We start from the raw sequence: 16,807 nt of genomic DNA on the forward strand, positions 1-16,807 counted from the left end.
ACAGCCGAATATGCAATTCGGGAAACGAGACGATCAAAGATTCGGCGGGCATTCAAATCCCCGCATCGCGCCTCGCACGGAAACCGGATTCAGCTTGTCCGAAAAGGCCATTTCCAGAAATACCCGTCCGGTATCGCTGCGCAGATCCAGCAGAACCCGCATCCCCTCATCGCGCAGCCGCAAGCGCAGCGTGTCCAGCAGGCGCAGCAGGCCCCAGGGACCGGAATGGATCAGCCGCCCGGCATCGGTGCCTTCGCGAAAGCTGACCTCGATCCCGGCATCGGGCGAGGGGCCAGGCCATGACAGTTCCACCGGGGCGCCGCTGGCCAGCACCGGCCGGGCGACACCGCCAAGGGCGACCAGGGTCTGTCCGCGTTCCGCAAGCGCGCTCAGCGTCAGGGGCGTGTCGATCAGACCCGAAGCACCGAAAAGCCCTTGCGATATCTGCACCGCGCGCTCGAAGAACTCGGCGCTTTCCGGGGTCAGACCCTCGAAGCGCGCCTCGGGTTTCCAGCGCCAGGGCGTTTCATCCGTTTCCAGCAGCGGCAGGGCGTTACTGCCGAGAAACAGGCTGAGAGTGCCCTGCGGGCCAAGCAGCGCGACCAGTTCGGGCATCGTCGTATCGGGGCCGCCATCGGCAAAGGGATACCGGCCCTGCACGATCTGCTGGCAGACGGGAAAGACCTCCTGCTGCCATTGCCGGGTCAGCGGATTGCCACCCTCTGCCATGGCCGATTGCGGCGCGGCGGACTGGGCCAGAACGTCCTCGGCGATCTGCACCACGATGCGCGGCGCGGCCTGAAGCGCGGTGATCGAACGTGCGCGATCGCCGATGCTCATCAGCCGGTCCAGCCCGCGGTGCTGATCCAGATCGACCGCCCCAAGGGCCACGTTCAGCGAGGCGAACAGCGCCGAGATCTCGGCCATGCGACCCTGTTCGACATATTGGATGATCGGTCCGAATTCGCGCGCCAGTTCCAGTTGTTGTTCGTGGCTGCGCTGCCGGTCCAGACCGCCGGCCTGCAGCCAGACCTCGCGGAACAGGCGGGTCAGCGGGTTCTCGGGCCGGGCCAGCGCGCCCGAAACGACGATCGCCGTCTCGCGCTGCGCGAAGGGCTGGACCCTCAGATCGGCCAGCCATGCGTCCCATGTCGCGATGGTCTGGTCCAGCAGCCGGTCCATCAGCAGATCCGGCGTCGCGTTCCGCGCTGGCAGTTGCCTGTCGACGACGATCGGCGCAATGGCCCGCGCCTTCTGCACCGCGACGCCCACGCCATAATCGCGCGCATAATCCCATCCATCCTGCGTGAACAACCCCGGCAAAGGCGTGTCCAGCGGCAGGCCCGAGCGGCGCAGCAACACCTGCGACAGCCCCGGCACCCGGATTTCGGGGTTCCAGGCCGGCAGCGCCCGCATCTGGTCGGCGCGCAGCAATTCCAGCCATGCGCGGTCGGCCTCGGGGATTTCGGCGGCAAAGTCCCGGGCCTGATCCCTCAGTTCGGTATCGCGCGGTGTGATCGCCGTGTCGGGACCGGTCAGCGGGCCGACATGCGCGCCCAGCCCGGCCAGCCCGACGCGTGCGCCGTTATCCTCCAGCCAGCCGGCCAGATAGCCCGGTGTCCAGGCGTCCTCTCCGGTCAGGACCGCCCAGGCCCGCAGCGCGTCGTAAAGAACCAGCCCCTCGCCTTCAGAGGCTAGGGTTGTCTCGATGCCCTCGGCGATGGCTGTGGGAACATGGCGCCGAACGGCCTCGGCATAGGCCGCCTCGGCCCGCGCCTCGCTGTCATAGACCGGCAGCCGGATCATCCGTTTCAGCGGCGCCTGTGCGGCGGCATCCGAGACCCGGCCGACGGCGGCGCGCATGTCGTCCAGCCGGCGGACAAGATCGGCACCGCTGCGCGGCCGGTCCAGCCCGATGACCAGAGCCTCGGCGTCGAAACCGGCATTGATCCGCTGGTGATAGCGATATTCCAGAAATCCGGCATAGCCGGTCAACCCCAGCAGCAGTACCAGCACGAAACCCGCGACTTTCCAGCCCCAGCCGCCACTGTCCCGGCGGTGATGGGCGTCGCGGACGCTTTCGGCACGCGACAGCAGATCGCCCAGAAACCGTTCCAGATCGGCAAAGCTGTCGCCCTGCGCCGCCGCGGTGCCCCGGAAATCGCGGATGCGTGCCAGCGACATGTCGCGCCCGTCGAACAACTGCCGCCGGGCCAGGACCGACCATGTGCCCAGTTCGATGCGCGGCAGGGTGCGCGCCCGGTGATCCAGCAGCACCGCCAGCCCGTATCGCGCCGGCTTGACCGCCTGCTTCAACACGCCTCCGCGCAAGGCATCGGCCTCGAACCGGTCCAGCAGCCTTTGCGCCTCGTCGATCAGGCGGGCCTCCCCGCGCCGGGCGCGCAGGTCGAGATCGTCGATCATGTCCAGCATCGGCCCGGCGGCGCGATCAAAGGCTGAAGGCTGCACGCGTCCGACGGCCATCGACTAGATCTGGCCCTCGGCCTGCCATTTCCGCATCGTCTCGACGCCGACCTCGAAATGCATCGAATCCTCGCGGCTATAGGTGGCCCCCCAGAACCATCCCTCCTTGTTGAACAACTCGGCCAGAAGCAGCAGCCCAAATTGCGTGCCACCATCGGCAAAGCCGTCCAGTTGACCTTCCAGCTTAAGATCGATCGCGGTGCCCCAGGAATGGTTCGATACCGCCGTCCGCGATCCCCGGATCAACCGGGCGCACATCGCCCCCGCGGTGCCGAGCGCGTTGTAGATATCGGGCTCGCTTTGCTGCAGTTCGGCCAGAATCCGTCCCAGGCTGTCCAGAGCCGGCTTGACCATCGTCACCCTGATCGGCCCGATCTGGCGCGTCTCCAGCAGCGATTTCAGGCGCGGTTGGGTCACGGACTGGCATTCGGTGGAATAATTGTCGCGCGGAGGGCCCAGGACCTCCAGCATGACGCGATTGCCGGGCTGGGTGATGCCCATGTTGAAGCGCGCCTTGGCCAGACGCATGACCTCGGTCATCTGGTCGGTGCCGCCGTGATCCTCGACCTCTTCATCGCCGGCCAGTTCGGGAGTGGCTATCGTCACCGAGGGTACCGGGGCGGGCGCGACGAAGGGTGCCTGCGAGGCCTGCATCGCCAGATCCTCGGCCAGCCGCTCGATCGCGATCTGAGCATCGCGCAATTCGGCCCGCAGGCTTTCGATATCGCCGCGCTGCGTGGCCAGTTCCGCCTCGTTCCGGCTCAGCCGCAATTCGGCGCTGCCATCGGCGGTTTCCAGAAGGGCTCCGACCACGGCGAAGGCAATGGCGGCGATCACCAGGCCGATAGCCACGATAATGGGCCCGATCAGCGCGCCCTGACGCATCACCATGCCTCCTGCGCGAAGATGCTGACCACGGATACATTATCGGGCGCGCCGTTTTCCAGCGCCTGCAAGGCCAGGGCGCGGCAGGTTGTTCTGGGATCGGCGGGTCGTGCCATGATGGCGGCAATCTCGGCATCACTGACGCAGGTCGTCAGCCCGTCCGAACACAGGATCAGCCTGTCCCGCAGCAGCATCTGAAGCGACATCGTGTCGATCTCGATTCGCGGATCGACCCCGACGGCACGGGTCACGACATTCCGCTGGGGATGGGTCTCGCGCTGATCGGGGCGCAGCAGGCCCGAATCGATCAGTTCCTGGACCACCGAATGATCGCGGGTCAACTGCCGCAACTGTCCACCCCGCCACAGATAGGCGCGGCAATCGCCAACCCATGCAATCGTTGCCACGCAGTTCTGGATCATTGCGGCCACGACCGTCGCGCCCATCCGGGCAATGCCCTGTTCGGCGCTGCGTGCCAGGATCATCCGGTTCGCCTCTTCGATCAGCATCCGCAGACCGGGCGCTGGCATTGCGTCATCGGCGAGATTCGCGATCCGGTCGACCACGATATCGGCCGCCATGTCGCCATGACCATAACCGCCCATCCCGTCGGCCACCGCCCAGAGCGCCCCGTCAGGATCGGTCAGGATCGCGTCCTCGTTGCTTTCCCTGACGCGGCCGGCATGCGTCAGGCCGCTGCCCCGGAACACGATGGGCGCGCTGGTGGGCAGGATCGGCGGGTGGCGGGTGACGGGTCCGGTCATGGCCAGCGCTTGCCTTCCCGTGGTGACGCGGTTGTCATTCAGGCCCTCGGAAAACGGCTGAATTTCGATCTGATTGATGATAGCCTAGGAGCCGGTCATATCACAGCTTTTCCCTTTTCGGTGCCGACATGCGTTTCATGCTCTGTTTCTCTTTCGCTGCAACTCTCGGCTTGGTGGCGGCGGCGCTCCCGGCATCGGCGCAGGATGACCTGTCTGTCGATGATCTGGTCGGGCTGTGGGACAAGCAGAAGGACCTCTTTCGCGAGGCGCAGACAAACGGGCTGGGCAAGACCCGCGGCCTTGAAATCATCACCATCGACGAGCCGGCGAGGGACGCCGCCCAGCCCGGAGCCGGCGCCTCGGTTGCCGTCGCCCCAACGACCGCAGATGCGACCGATGCCCCGACCGACCCGAACAGGCCGCTGACAAGCGCGGCGGGCACAACTGTTGCGGCAAGCGCAGCCGTCCAGCCCATGCTGGTCGGGCAATTGGCGCCCGAATTGCAGGTCAATCTCCAGATCAATTTCGGCTTCGACAGCGCAGCCCTGGCTGAAAACGAAAAGCCGAAGATGCAGAAAATCTGTCAGGCCATGAAACAAAGCGACGTGCAGGTATTCCGCATCATCGGCCATACCGACACCGCCGGCAGCGATGAATATAACCAGAAGCTGTCGTTGCTGCGGGCGAACGAGGTTAAACGCTTTCTGGTCGATGATTGCGGCATCGGCGCCGCTAGGCTGGACCCCGTGGGCATGGGCGAACGCCTTCCGTTCAACGCTGAAAATACCCGCGCGGATGAAAATCGGCGGGTCGAGTTTCAGGCGCTCAGCTAGGGTGGCAGGTAGCCGATTCGCGAAGCATGATATTTCGGAACCATCCAGCCGATCTGACAAAGAGGGGACAATCGTCGCGCGGACTTAACCTGATACTGATGAATCAGACGCCGCAAATAGCGCTCGAAAACACGATATCGACGATTATCTGGACGATAAAACCGGCCATTATGCGCCGATGATTTATCGTGCGTATATATAGTACCGGCAAAAAGATATTTTTACGGCCACAAGCCGTGAATGTCCATTGCGAGACGGCTAGACAGAAGCACTGTTCCGGTTATTCTGAAATCCACCCAATTTGATATAATGCTTGGATGGATTCAGTATGATCACCACTGACGCCAGATCCATTGGCACCGCCTTTCCCTGGAAGCGGGTTCTGACGGCCTGTGCCGCATCACTTTGCCTCGCATCACCGTCGGCCCTGTCCCAGACGGCCAGTTCGGTCACGCCCGAAACATTCCAGCCGCCCTTGCAGAACCTCGCGGGCTCGGTGGTGTTCAGCGAAAATACCGGAACGCAGGCGCCGCCGGGATCGGACCGGATCGGGATCAGCCTGTCCGGGGTGACGCTGGAAGGCGGCTTTCCGCAGATGGCCGCCGCCAATGCCGCGTTTGAACAGAGATTGACCCGAGGCCGGATCCCGGTTTCGGAAATGTTCACCGCTTCGGCGGATCTCGAGGCGGCCTATGCCCGGGCCGGCTATGTGCTGGCGCGGGTGGTCCTGCCGCAGCAGACCCTGCGCGACGGCGGAGCCTTGCGGGTCAACGTCGTCGACGGCTTTGTCGAATCCATCGATACCTCGCAGGCGCCGCCCGAAATCCGGCGACGGATCGAGACGCTGACCGGCCCGCTGATCGATCGCAAGGGCCTGACCATGACCCAGCTTGAACGCCAGCTCTTGCTGGCGGGGGATGTGTCCGGCGTGGCGCTTGGCTCGGCGCTGGCCACGGGACAGCGGCCCGGCGGTACGGTCATCGCCCTTGATCCCCAGTTCCGCAAGGTCACGGGCTTTGTCGGCTTCGACAATTTCGCCCCGCCGGAACTGGGCGTCATTGCGCCCGACGATCTGCAGGGGCTGGTCTTCAACGCCGGATTCGAGCTGAACAGCATGCTCGGCTATGGCGAGACGCTCTATGGCCGGCTGTCCGTCTCACCCAAGGACCTGCTGTCCAGCGATCCGCAGTATCGCGTCTTCGCGCTTGGTGCGGTCGTGCCGATCGGCTCTTCGGGCCTGGCGTTCAATCTGGAGGTGACCACCAGCGACACGACCCCGGACAATGACGAACAGCCCACCCGCTCGAATTTCGATCGCCAGTCCTTCCGGCTGATCTATCCGTGGATCCGGTCGCGCAAGATGAACCTGACCTCGCAATTCATGCTGGATCTCGAACAGGACGAAATGGAACCGCAGGAAGCAGCCCCGGTTGCATTCTTCCGCGATGAGGTCACGGTTCTGCGCCTGGCGACGAGCCTGTCCTACAATCATGACGATGGCGGATTTTCCGAAGCCGGGTTGATCCTGTCGCGTGGGATCGATGCGTTTGGCGCCCGAGCGGCATCGGATGTCGATCTTTCCGATCCCTTGGACCCTCGCCTGTCGCGGCAGGGTGCGGATGCGACATTCACCAAATTCGGCGGGTCGGGAATCCATCAGCGCGCACTGGGCGAACGCTTTGCGCTTGGGGTGACGGGACGGTTCCAGACCTCCTTCGGCGATCCTCTGGTGACGGCGGAACAATTCAGCATTGCCGGCCCGAACGAACTGTCCGCCTTTGATTCCGGGGATCTGCGCGGCGACAGCGGATGGGTCCTGCGTGCCGAAGTGTCCCAGCCCCGCGCGGTCGAGTTCCGGGGAACGCCCTTCACCGTCAGCCCCTACCTCTTTGCCGGGATCGGAGAGGTATGGATCGAACAGCCAACCATTTCCGAGGCAGCAAAGGAAACGGCAGATGCCTTCGGGATCGGCGTCGATCTTGTGTCGCAGACCGGATCACGCTTCCGGTCGAATTCCCTGAGAATCGAATATGGCAGAGGAGATCGGGAATATGGCTCGGACAACTCACGCGTCAGCCTTTCCGGGAATTTTCGGTTCTGATCCCCGGCTGAGGACAAGGGCCGCGCTGCTTGCAACGACGCTGCTGATCGCCGTGCCCGGTCTTGCGCGCGCGCAGAACCTGCCGACCGGAGGGTCGGTCGTCAGCGGCAAGGTTTCGATCAATTCACCCGGCGCCAATTTGATGGTGATCCGGCAGGGATCCGATCGGGCCGTGGTCAACTGGAACAGCTTTTCCATCGGCAATGGCGCCTCGGTCAATATCCGCCAGCCCGGTACCAGCAGCGCCATCATGAACCGCGTCACCGGCGACACGACCAGCCGGATCCACGGCTCTCTGACGGCGAATGGTCAGGTCTATATCGTCAATCCGAACGGCATTCTGATCGGCAGGAACGGTGCGATCAATACCGGCGGCGGTTTTGTCGCCTCGACGCTGGATGTCTCGAACCAGGATTTCAACGCCGGCCGGCTGACCTTTGGCGGCAATGGCCGCTCGGCCCCGGTGACCAATCAGGGCTCGATCACGGTCGGCAGCGGCGGTTATGCGGCGCTGATCGGTGGCCGGGTCAACAATGCTGGAACGATCTCGGCACCGCTTGGCCGGATCGGACTGGGCGCGGGCGAGCGGGTGACGCTGGATCTGTCGGGCGACCGTTTCCTGATGGTCGCGCTGCCATCCGCGGATGATGGCAACGACAGCGCGCTGATCGAGAATTCGGGCCGGCTGTCGGCGGATGGCGGCCGGATCGAGATGAAGGCCGCGACCGCGCGCAACGCGGCGCGCAACGCGATCAACCTGTCGGGCGTAGCCGAGGCGCGCTCGGTCTCGATGCGGAACGGCGCCATCGTTCTGGGCGGCGGAAATGGTGGCGCGGTGCGGGTCAGCGGCAAGGTCTCGGCCGCGGCGCCCCGGCAGCCTCGGATCAGAACCAGCCTGAACACGTCGGAACGGCCGCCCCGGCTGAAGGGCGGCCAGATCCAGATGACCGGCGCCGAGATCATGCTGCTGGGCGCGCTGCTGGATGTTCGCGGGGATGGGGGTGGTGGCACGGTGCGCATCGGCGGCGATTTCGCGGGCAAAGGCCCCATGCCCCATGCCCGCACACTCAGCGCCGATGCCGGTACCCGGATCCTTGCCGATGCCCTGACCGAGGGCCGTGGTGGCCGGATCGCCCTGTGGTCGGATCGGCGGACCGGCTTTCACGGCAACATCTCTGCCCGCGGCGGCGGCGGTGGCGGCAAGGGCGGCTTTGTCGAAGTTTCCAGCGCAGGCGATGTCAGATATGCAGGCCTCGCCGATCTGCGCGCCCCGAAGGGCGAATGGGGAAGGCTGCTGCTCGACCCGCTCAACATCATCATTTCCGACGATGAGGGGGCTACGGTCAGCACCAGCACCGTCGAGGCCAACCTTGCCACCGGCAACTGGACGCTGGACACGTCGGCCCCGCCCTTCGGGGGTGCGGGCGAGGCGGCGGGCAACATCGACGTCGAGGGCGATCTGAACTGGACGACCGCCACGACATTGGCGCTGCGGGCAGACAATAACATCAATGTCGACGACACCTCGGTCATCGCGCCGAATGGCGGTCTGGACCTCGGCGCCACGAACAGCATCAATCTTCTGGCGGCAACCGTTCTGGTGAATGGCCTGACGATGAATGCCGCCGGGATCAATATGTCCGGGGGAAGCGTGACCCAGACCGGCGGGACAGGCTCGGTTACGGCGGATGTCTTCTCGATGTTTGGCGGAACCTGGACCCAGAACAATCCGACGCTGCCGGCCTTCAACGTGAGGGATTTCCGCCTGGACAGCGACTTGTATACCAGCACCCGATTCCTGCGTGCCAGCGGCGGCACCGGCACGGCCACCGACCCTTACCTGCTGACCGATGTCTATGGCCTGCAGGGCATGGACTCCTCGGCCGATATCGATGGTGGTGAAGGCCCTTCGATCCCCTTGCTTGCCAGCCATTTCGCCTTGGCGGGCGATATCGAGGCCAGCGCTACTGACCAATGGAACAGAGACGATTCATTAGGCGGTATCGGGGGCTTCGATCCAATCGGCGTTGGCGAGAATGAATTCACCGGCTCGCTGGATGGTCGCGGCAATAGCATCGACCAGCTTTTCGTCGGCGACATCAGACCTGACGGCGGACTGTTTGCCGAGACGGAAAACGCGACGATCCGCAACCTGGATCTGACCGGCCTGCGGATCAGCGCCAGCGGCAACGCCGGTGGTCTGGTCGTCGTGGCCGAAGATACCACAATCGAGAATGTCAGCGCATCCGGTACGGTATCCGTGTCCGGTTCATTCGGGACCAAGGTGGCGGGCGGGCTCGTCGGCGCCATGCAGGGCGGCAGTATTATCGATTCCTATTCGGCGGCGGCTGTCAACGTCGATCTCGGAGGAGGAGATGGCCCGGCGTTCATCTTCGCCGGCGGCCTCGCCGGCGGGATCGACGTGGACGGCGAGGTATCCCGCTCTTTCTCGACCGGCAATGTGACGGTGCAATCAGATCATCCCGATGCACTGAATGGCTTCGTCGGAGGCTTCACCGGTTTTCTGGGCGGTTCGATCACCGATGCCTATAGCAGCGGCAATGTCAGCTTCACCCAATCGGCTACGGCTCCGTCCGCCACGGGCAGCGTATCTGTCGGCGGTTTCGCCGGCTATCACGATACCACCCCTCCCGCACCTGTTGATACCATCCCTCCTGGAACTGGTGATACTGGGCTGACCATGATCCGGACAGCCGCCCATGGCAACGTGAGCGTCGTCGGCGGGTCATTGGCGACGCGCGTCGGCGGTCATACCGGACAGAACTACAACGGAAACATCATCGACAGCTATGCCGACGGCAATGTCACCTCGTCCTCGACGGCCGCGCAGGATGTCGGCGGGCTGATCGGGTCTACCGGCGAGGGCGAGGTGAGAAATACCTATGCCCGCGGCGCTGTCCGCGCCAGCGGCACGGGCGCGACCCGGATCGGCGGGCTGATCGGCTATAACGAAATCCCTTCCGCAGGGGGGGCGCCGGCCACCACCGTCACCGCCTCATTCTATGACCGGGGCACCAGCGGACAGGCGCCGAACGGCCTGCCGGGCTATGGTCAGGCGCTGGCCACGGGAACGTTTCAGGATACCGCAGCCTTCTTCGCGCTGGCCGGATCGCAGGGCTGGGATTTCGTCAATGTCTGGGCGCCCGGTGACAGCGGGGCGCATCCCGCCATCTATACGATCGACCGCGTGGTCTTTGCCCGGCCGAATGACCTGACCCTGCAATATGGAGGGGCCGAGACGGCCCGCGCGACGGGCACCGTCGCCGGGGGCCCCTCGGTCTATGTCTTTGCCGAAGATGGAGAGACACTGGCGACAGGTCCCGTCTTTGGCCGGCTGGTCTTCCCCAGCCGGAATGTCGGAACCGGTCAGTTCACCCTGGCGACCAGATCGCTGACCAGTTCGGCCGGTGACGCCTATCGGGTGGTCGATCTGCCTGCGGATTACGAAATCACCCCTGCCCCGCTGACCATCCGGGCAAACGACCAGGGCAAGACCTATGGCGGTAACTTTGTCTTTGACGGCGATGAATTCACACGCACGCGGCTGTTCTACGACGACAGGCTGACCAGCGTCGATCTGGCCAGCGACGGTGCCGGTTCCCGCGCCAGCGTGGGCGATTCTGACATCACGGTCTCGGATGCCGTCGGCACGGGTCTGTCGAATTACGACATCAGCTATGTCGACGGAACGATGACTGTCGATCCGGCCAGCCTTGTCATCACCGCGAATGATCAATCGAAGGCGTTTGGCGACACCTTTGCCTTTGCCGGAACCGAATTCACCCCTTCCGGCCTGATGTCATGGGACGGCATCGACCGGGTTGCCCTGACCAGCGATGGCGCCCCGACGACCGCTGCGGCCGGCTCTTACGCGATCAACGCCGCCGACGCTTCGGGCAGCGGGCTGGCGAATTACACCATCACCTACCGGCCCGGCCGCATGGATGTGGCCACCGCCGACATCGACGACATTCCGCGCCCGATCCCGTTCCCGACAACGGAACTGCCGAACCCGATTGACAAGCTTGAGTTCGGCCCCGGCAGCGAGACAATCCCGGGCACGATCCTGACGACGGGGATTTCGACCACGCAGACCGTCCTGACGTCGCGCCGGACATTGCAGCAGGTGGATCAATTCGCCGCCGTTCTGGAAATCGCCGCGCAAGGCTGTTCGCAAAGCGATACCGATGTCAGCCGCTATCTGGCCTGCCTGTCGGACGCGCTGGACGATTTCGCCAACAAGCTGGACGAGATCTCGACCGACCTGCCGCCGGGAATGGAGAATGTCGCCCAGATCGTCCGCGATGCCCGGCGCAATATCGACAATGCCCGCACCCGCGCCGAGCAGCGCCTTGCCGGTGCCACCACCGCGGCCGAGCGCGAGGCGATCCGCCGCGACGCCATTGCCGAGGCGCGGGGCGCCATCGCCACCGCCTCGGCCGAGATCCGCGCGGCGATCACCTTGGTCCGCGCCGATGACCCGGAACTGGCCAGCGTACAGACGGCGACGATCAACCGCGTGGCCCAGGCCGTCGATTCCGTCGGCATCGAATTGTCGCGCGCCGTGGGTCTTTGATGGTCGCGCTGCGGCTTGCCGCACTGGTCGCGCTGGTGGTCCTCGGGACCGGGGCCGGCGCGGTTTTCGCGGCCGAACGGGTCGCCCTGATCATCGGCAATTCGGAATATCAGGCAGTGGAATCGCTGGATAATCCACGCAATGACGCGCTGGATATCTCGGTAGCACTTGAGGGGCTAGGCTTCGAGGTCATCCTTGGGCGCGACCTGACGCGCGAGGGGATGCAGCAATCGACCGCCGATTTCGCTGCCGCCGCCAGGAACGCCGATGTGGCGCTGTTCTTCTATGCCGGTCACGGTTTTCAGGTCGATGGCCAGAACTATCTCGTCCCGACCGATGCCAGGATAACCCGGCCCGACGAGGCGACCAGCCAGACCGTCGCCATGGCCGAGGTGCTTGGTGCGCTGAAAGGTTCTCCGGCGCTGAAACTGGTCTTTCTGGATGCCTGCCGCAACAATCCCTTCGGCGCCGGCCTGCAGGGCGATCCGCGCGTCTCGGACGGGCTTGCGCGGATCGGAAACGAGGCCGATTTCATGTTCGCCTATGCGACCCAGCCCGGCAATGTTGCCTATGACGGGACCGGGCGGAACAGCTTTTTCTCCGAGGCGCTGCTGCACCATCTCTATACGCCCGGACAGCCGATCTCGGAAATGATGATCGCTGTCCGCCGTGACGTGATGACCGCGACCGGCGGTCAGCAGATCCCCTGGGAAAATTCCTCGCTGACCCGGCAGTTCACCTTCGACACCCGCCCGCCCGGCATCTCGCAGGAGGCGCTGTTCTATCAGGTGGCGACCGGCGCGCCCGACAATGCGCTGATGCAGCTTTATGTCGATCTCTATCCCCAGGGCGCGCATCTGGGCGAGGCGCTGGCATGGCTGGAAACCGGCTCTCAGACCCGCTCGATCGATCCCGGCGATTCCACCGAACAGGCCAAGCGGCTGTGGACCCTGGCGCAACGCAGCCGCGTGCGGCCGCTGCTGCAATTCTATCTCGACCGCTATCCCGACGGTGAGAATGCGGTAGAAGCGCGGAAGTATCTTGAGCTTCTGCCCGATCTGCAGAACAGCACCCCCGCCGCCCTGTGCGAGCGGCTGGCCACCCATCCGAACGACGCCACCGCCGAGAATTCCGGCGTGCCCTTCGAACGCTTGCAGCGCAATGCCGTCGTTGCCATCCAGGCCTGTTCGGCGGCGGTCACGCAATCCCCGAACCTGCCGCATTACATCGCCCTTCTGGCCCGCGCGACAGTGGCGTCGGGCGATCTGGGCCGGGCCGTGCCGCTCTATGAGACTGCGGCTGCGCGCGGCGATCTGCGGGCGATGGTCAGCCTTGCCCAGTTGAAGGAAAGCGGCAATGGCATGCCGCAGGACATTGCCGGAGCGCTGGCGCTTTACGAAAAGGCGGCCGAGGCCGGCAGCCTCGATGCGATGATCAACCTCGCCGTGACGCTGAGCCAGGGCAAGCTGATGCCCAAGGACGATGCCCGCGCCATCGCCCTCCTGGAACGGGCCTCACGCGAGGGCTCGGCCAAGGCGACCTATAATCTGGGCGTATTGCGGCTGAATGGCGAGACCGGCGAACCCGGCGAGGCGCTGGATTATTTTCGCCGCGCCGCGCGGGATGGCGAATATCTGGGCTATCGCGCGGCAGCGATCATGCTGGACAAGGGCGGCGGCTTCGTTCCCCGCGATCCGGCAGAAGCCGCGAACATGCTGCTGCGGGGCGCGGCCGAGGATAACGGCGCCATCCTGACCGAACTGACCCAGCAAGCCGAGAACTGGTCGCGGGACACGAGGACACAGGTTCAGCTGCGACTGGCAGCGGCCGGACTTTACACCAGCGATGTGGACGGGCTGCCGGGACCGAATTTCAGCGAGGCGCTGGAACGCTGGCGGAATGGCGGCTTTGATGCTGGCGTCCTGCCGGAATGAGTCTCGGGGGCCATTGCCCGCAACGGGACTGCGGGCGTCGCGTTCCCCTGGCCCCACAGTCTGGCGGCGCTGGCGCGTCGAAGGCAGATGCACCCTGTGAAACCGCTGCCGGGGCAATCTCTCATGGCCCGGAACCTCGGGCGGCGGCTGGCGGGAATCCAGGGTCGTCTCGCTTGCCTGATCGTTACACTGCCCTTGGCAGACCCGTCATGGTGGCCGTAGGATATGTCTGTCCACCGTAGGGGAAGTCTGGCCTACAGCCGATTTGTGCAACTGAGCCAATCACCGCCGGACTCGGCCGGTGTTTCCGGAGGCGTTTCGAATGACCGCACGCGGATCACAACAGATCATCAAGAGAAAAGAACTTGTCGGCAAGCTGAACCCGATCTGCCTGAAGGCATTTTCCGAAGCCGCGCAGGCCGCAAAGCGCCGTGGGAACCCCTATGTCGAGCTAGTGCATTTCATCACCGCGCTGGCCGATACCGAACGATCGGACGTTGCGATCCTGCTGGAAGCGGCGGGTGTGGACCGGCACCGCTTTGACGGGGACGTGCTGAAGGCCACGGATGCGCTGCCGCATGGGGCGGGTTCGGTCGAGGAATTCTCGGACCATATCTTCCGCGCAATACAGGAGGCGTGGAATTTCGGATCGCTGGAATTCGGCGATGACACGGTGCGCTCGGCCTATGTGCTGCTGGGCGCGCTGCAGGCGCCGGTGCTGGAGGGGTTGCTGTTCAAGATCAGCCTGGAATTCGACAAGCTGGCCCCGGCTGCCATGTCGGCGCAGCTGGACGATCTGTTGGCGCAGTCGCTGGAACGGACCAGCACTGCCGAGGCCGAAGCACCGAAAGGGGCCAAGCCGCGACCGGGCGGGAAATCGGCGCTGGATCAATATGCGACCAATCTGACGGCGCGGGCGCGGGACGGCAAGATGGACCCGGTGGTGGGCCGCGATGCCGAGATCCGGCAGATCGTCGATATCCTGCTGCGCAGGAAGCAGAACAACCCGATCCTGACCGGCGAGGCGGGCGTGGGCAAGACCGCCGTGGTCGAGGGGTTCGCCCAGCGTCTGGCGCGCGGCGATGTGCCGCCGCAATTGCGCAATGTCGATCTGCACATGCTGGACATCGGGCTGATGCAGGCCGGGGCCAGCGTGAAGGGCGAATTCGAGAAGCGGCTGAAATCGGTGATCGAGGAGGTGCAATCCTCGGACACGCCGATCATCCTGTTCATCGACGAGGCGCACACCCTGATCGGGGCCGGGGGCGCGGCGGGCACCGGCGATGCCGCGAACCTGCTGAAACCGCCCCTGGCGCGGGGCGAACTGCGCACCATCGCCGCGACGACATGGGCCGAGTTCAAGCAGCATATCGAACCCGACCCGGCCCTGACCCGGCGGTTCCAGACAGTCAAGATCGACGAACCCGACGAGGCAAAGGCGGTGCTGATGTGCCGGGGCATCGCCGGGGTGCTGGAAAAGCATCACAAGGTCGAGTTGCTGGACGAAAGCATCGAGGCGGCGGTGAAACTGTCGCATCGCTATATCCCCTCGCGGCAATTGCCGGACAAGGCGATCAGCCTCTTGGATACGGCCTGCGCGCGGGTCGCGGTATCGCAGCACGCGACGCCGGCCGAGGTCGAGGACCTGGAACGCCGGATGGCCGCCCTGCAGATCGAGCGGGGCATCATCGAGCGCGAGGAAGCCATCGGCATCGAGGTCGAGGCGCGCAAGGCCGAAGTCGAGGCCGGGCTGGCCGAGGCGCATCAGGCGCTGGAGGCCGCGCGGGAACGCTGGGAGGCGGAAAAGGCGCTGGTGGCCGGGATCCTCGATCTGCGGGCGCAATTGCGCCGGGCGGGCGCGCGCGTGGATGACACCGGCGATATCGGCGATGCCGAGGAGGTTCCGGCCGATGAACCACCGGGCGAGGGCGAAGCACCGGCCGGGGATCCGCCCTTCGACCGTGCCGCGACCTTGGCCATGCTGAAGGCAAGAATGGCCGATCTGGTCGCCGCGCAGGGCGAGACGCCGCTGATCCTGCCGGCGGTGGACAAGGCGGCGGTGGCATCCGTGGTGCAGGACTGGACCGGCATTCCGATGGGACGGATGCTGGCCAGCCAGACCGAAAAGGCGCTGTCGCTGGCCGCCAATCTGGCCGGGCGTGTCGTCGGTCAGGATCACGCCATGGAGATGATCGCGAACCGCATCCAGACCTCGGCCGCAGGGCTGAAATCGCCGGAAAAGCCGGTCGGCGTCTTCATGCTCTGCGGCCCCTCGGGCGTCGGCAAGACCGAAACCGCGCTGGCTCTGGCTGAGCTGATGTATGGCGGCGAGGACAACATGATCTCGATCAACATGTCCGAGTTTCAGGAGGCCCATACCGTCAGCACGCTGAAAGGCGCGCCGCCGGGCTATGTCGGCTATGGCAAGGGCGGGATATTGACCGAGGCGGTGCGGAGGCGGCCCTATTCGGTGGTGCTGCTGGACGAGGTCGAAAAGGCCCATCCCGACGTGCACGAGATCTTCTTTCAGGTCTTCGACAAGGGAATGATGGATGACAGCGAAGGGCGCCGAATCGATTTCAAGAACACGCTTATTCTGCTGACATCCAATGTGGGATCCGAGGAAATCATGACGATGACCGAGGATGGAAAGACCGGCGTGGATATCGATCGGTTGAATGCGGCCCTACGCGCGCCGCTGCTGCAGGTTTTCCCTGCGGCGCTGCTGGGGCGGGTGGTGACGATCCCCTATTATCCGCTGTCGGATTCGATGATCGAGGCGATCGCGGGGCACAAGCTGCGCAGCTTGGCGCGGCGTCTGGGCGAGGGTTACGGGGCCGAATTGGTGATTGGGGAAGGCGCGATGCAGGTCATCAAGGATCGCTGCACCGAGATCGAAAGCGGAGGCCGCATGATCGACGCGATCCTGACCAATACGCTGATGCCGGAACTGAGCCGGCGGATATTGGGCTATCGGCTGGAGGGGAAGGAATTGCGGAAGGTGACCGTGAATGGTGGGGAAGGAGGTTTTGAGTATGGGTTCGAGTAATCTTGGTGGAATGAATAGCCCCGTGTATCGGCATTGATGATGTGACCGCCCCCCGACGGCATTGATGTGCCAAGGAGGGTCTGCGATTATCCACAAGGGAGGACGGTCATGTCGGAGATTATCACGGTCGGGCTCGATCTGGCGAAGCATGTGTTCCAGG

The 16,807-nt window shown here is 64.7% G+C and carries 8 protein-coding genes; 5 read left to right on the top strand and 3 right to left on the bottom strand.

All coding sequences use genetic code 11. The features are described 5' to 3' along the window. Positions 1 to 33: 33 nt before the first annotated feature. The 3 genes from KNW02_RS15445 to KNW02_RS15455 are packed head-to-tail and all read right to left on the bottom strand — an operon-like array spanning position 34 to position 4,133. Complete coding sequence (locus KNW02_RS15445) at positions 34 to 2,484, bottom strand: ImcF-related family protein (RefSeq protein ID WP_216034180.1); 2,451 nt, start codon at positions 2,482 to 2,484, stop codon at positions 34 to 36. Positions 2,485 to 2,487: 3 nt separating this feature from the next. Then, positions 2,488 to 3,369, bottom strand: coding sequence for a M15 family metallopeptidase (locus KNW02_RS15450; RefSeq protein WP_216034187.1), 882 nt, complete (start codon positions 3,367 to 3,369; stop codon positions 2,488 to 2,490). After that, a complete protein-coding gene (locus tag KNW02_RS15455; RefSeq protein WP_216034181.1) occupies positions 3,369 to 4,133 on the bottom strand; it encodes a PP2C family protein-serine/threonine phosphatase in 765 nt (254 codons plus the stop codon). The genes KNW02_RS15450 and KNW02_RS15455 overlap by 1 nt, the downstream gene beginning before the upstream one ends. 137 nt (positions 4,134 to 4,270) lie before the next feature. On the opposite strand from KNW02_RS15455, the gene KNW02_RS20900 reads away from it, so the two are divergent. From KNW02_RS20900 to tssH, 5 genes are all read left to right on the top strand, one after another. Beyond that, positions 4,271 to 4,966 carry an OmpA family protein gene (locus tag KNW02_RS20900; RefSeq protein WP_252733960.1) on the top strand — a complete coding sequence of 232 codons (696 nt, stop codon included), beginning with the start codon at positions 4,271 to 4,273 and terminating at the stop codon, positions 4,964 to 4,966. A 328-nt stretch (positions 4,967 to 5,294) separates the two neighbouring features. After that, complete coding sequence (locus tag KNW02_RS15465) at positions 5,295 to 7,067, top strand: ShlB/FhaC/HecB family hemolysin secretion/activation protein (protein ID WP_216034182.1); 1,773 nt, start codon at positions 5,295 to 5,297, stop codon at positions 7,065 to 7,067. Further along, the gene (locus tag KNW02_RS15470; RefSeq protein ID WP_216034183.1) at positions 7,018 to 11,664 is read left to right on the top strand and encodes a two-partner secretion domain-containing protein; all 4,647 of its coding nucleotides are present in this window, start codon (positions 7,018 to 7,020) and stop codon (positions 11,662 to 11,664) included. The genes KNW02_RS15465 and KNW02_RS15470 overlap by 50 nt, the downstream gene beginning before the upstream one ends. Next, positions 11,664 to 13,598, top strand: a complete 1,935-nt coding sequence (locus KNW02_RS15475; RefSeq protein ID WP_216034184.1) for a caspase family protein — start codon at positions 11,664 to 11,666, stop codon at positions 13,596 to 13,598. The genes KNW02_RS15470 and KNW02_RS15475 overlap by 1 nt, the downstream gene beginning before the upstream one ends. A 322-nt stretch (positions 13,599 to 13,920) precedes the next feature. Next, on the top strand, positions 13,921 to 16,647 hold the full coding sequence (tssH, locus tag KNW02_RS15480; RefSeq protein WP_216034185.1) for a type VI secretion system ATPase TssH: 2,727 nt from the start codon (positions 13,921 to 13,923) through the stop codon (positions 16,645 to 16,647). Positions 16,648 to 16,807 lie beyond the last annotated feature (160 nt).

The organism is Paracoccus marinaquae (genome assembly GCF_018860165.1).
GTDB classification, from domain to species: Bacteria; Pseudomonadota; Alphaproteobacteria; order Rhodobacterales; family Rhodobacteraceae; genus Paracoccus; species Paracoccus marinaquae.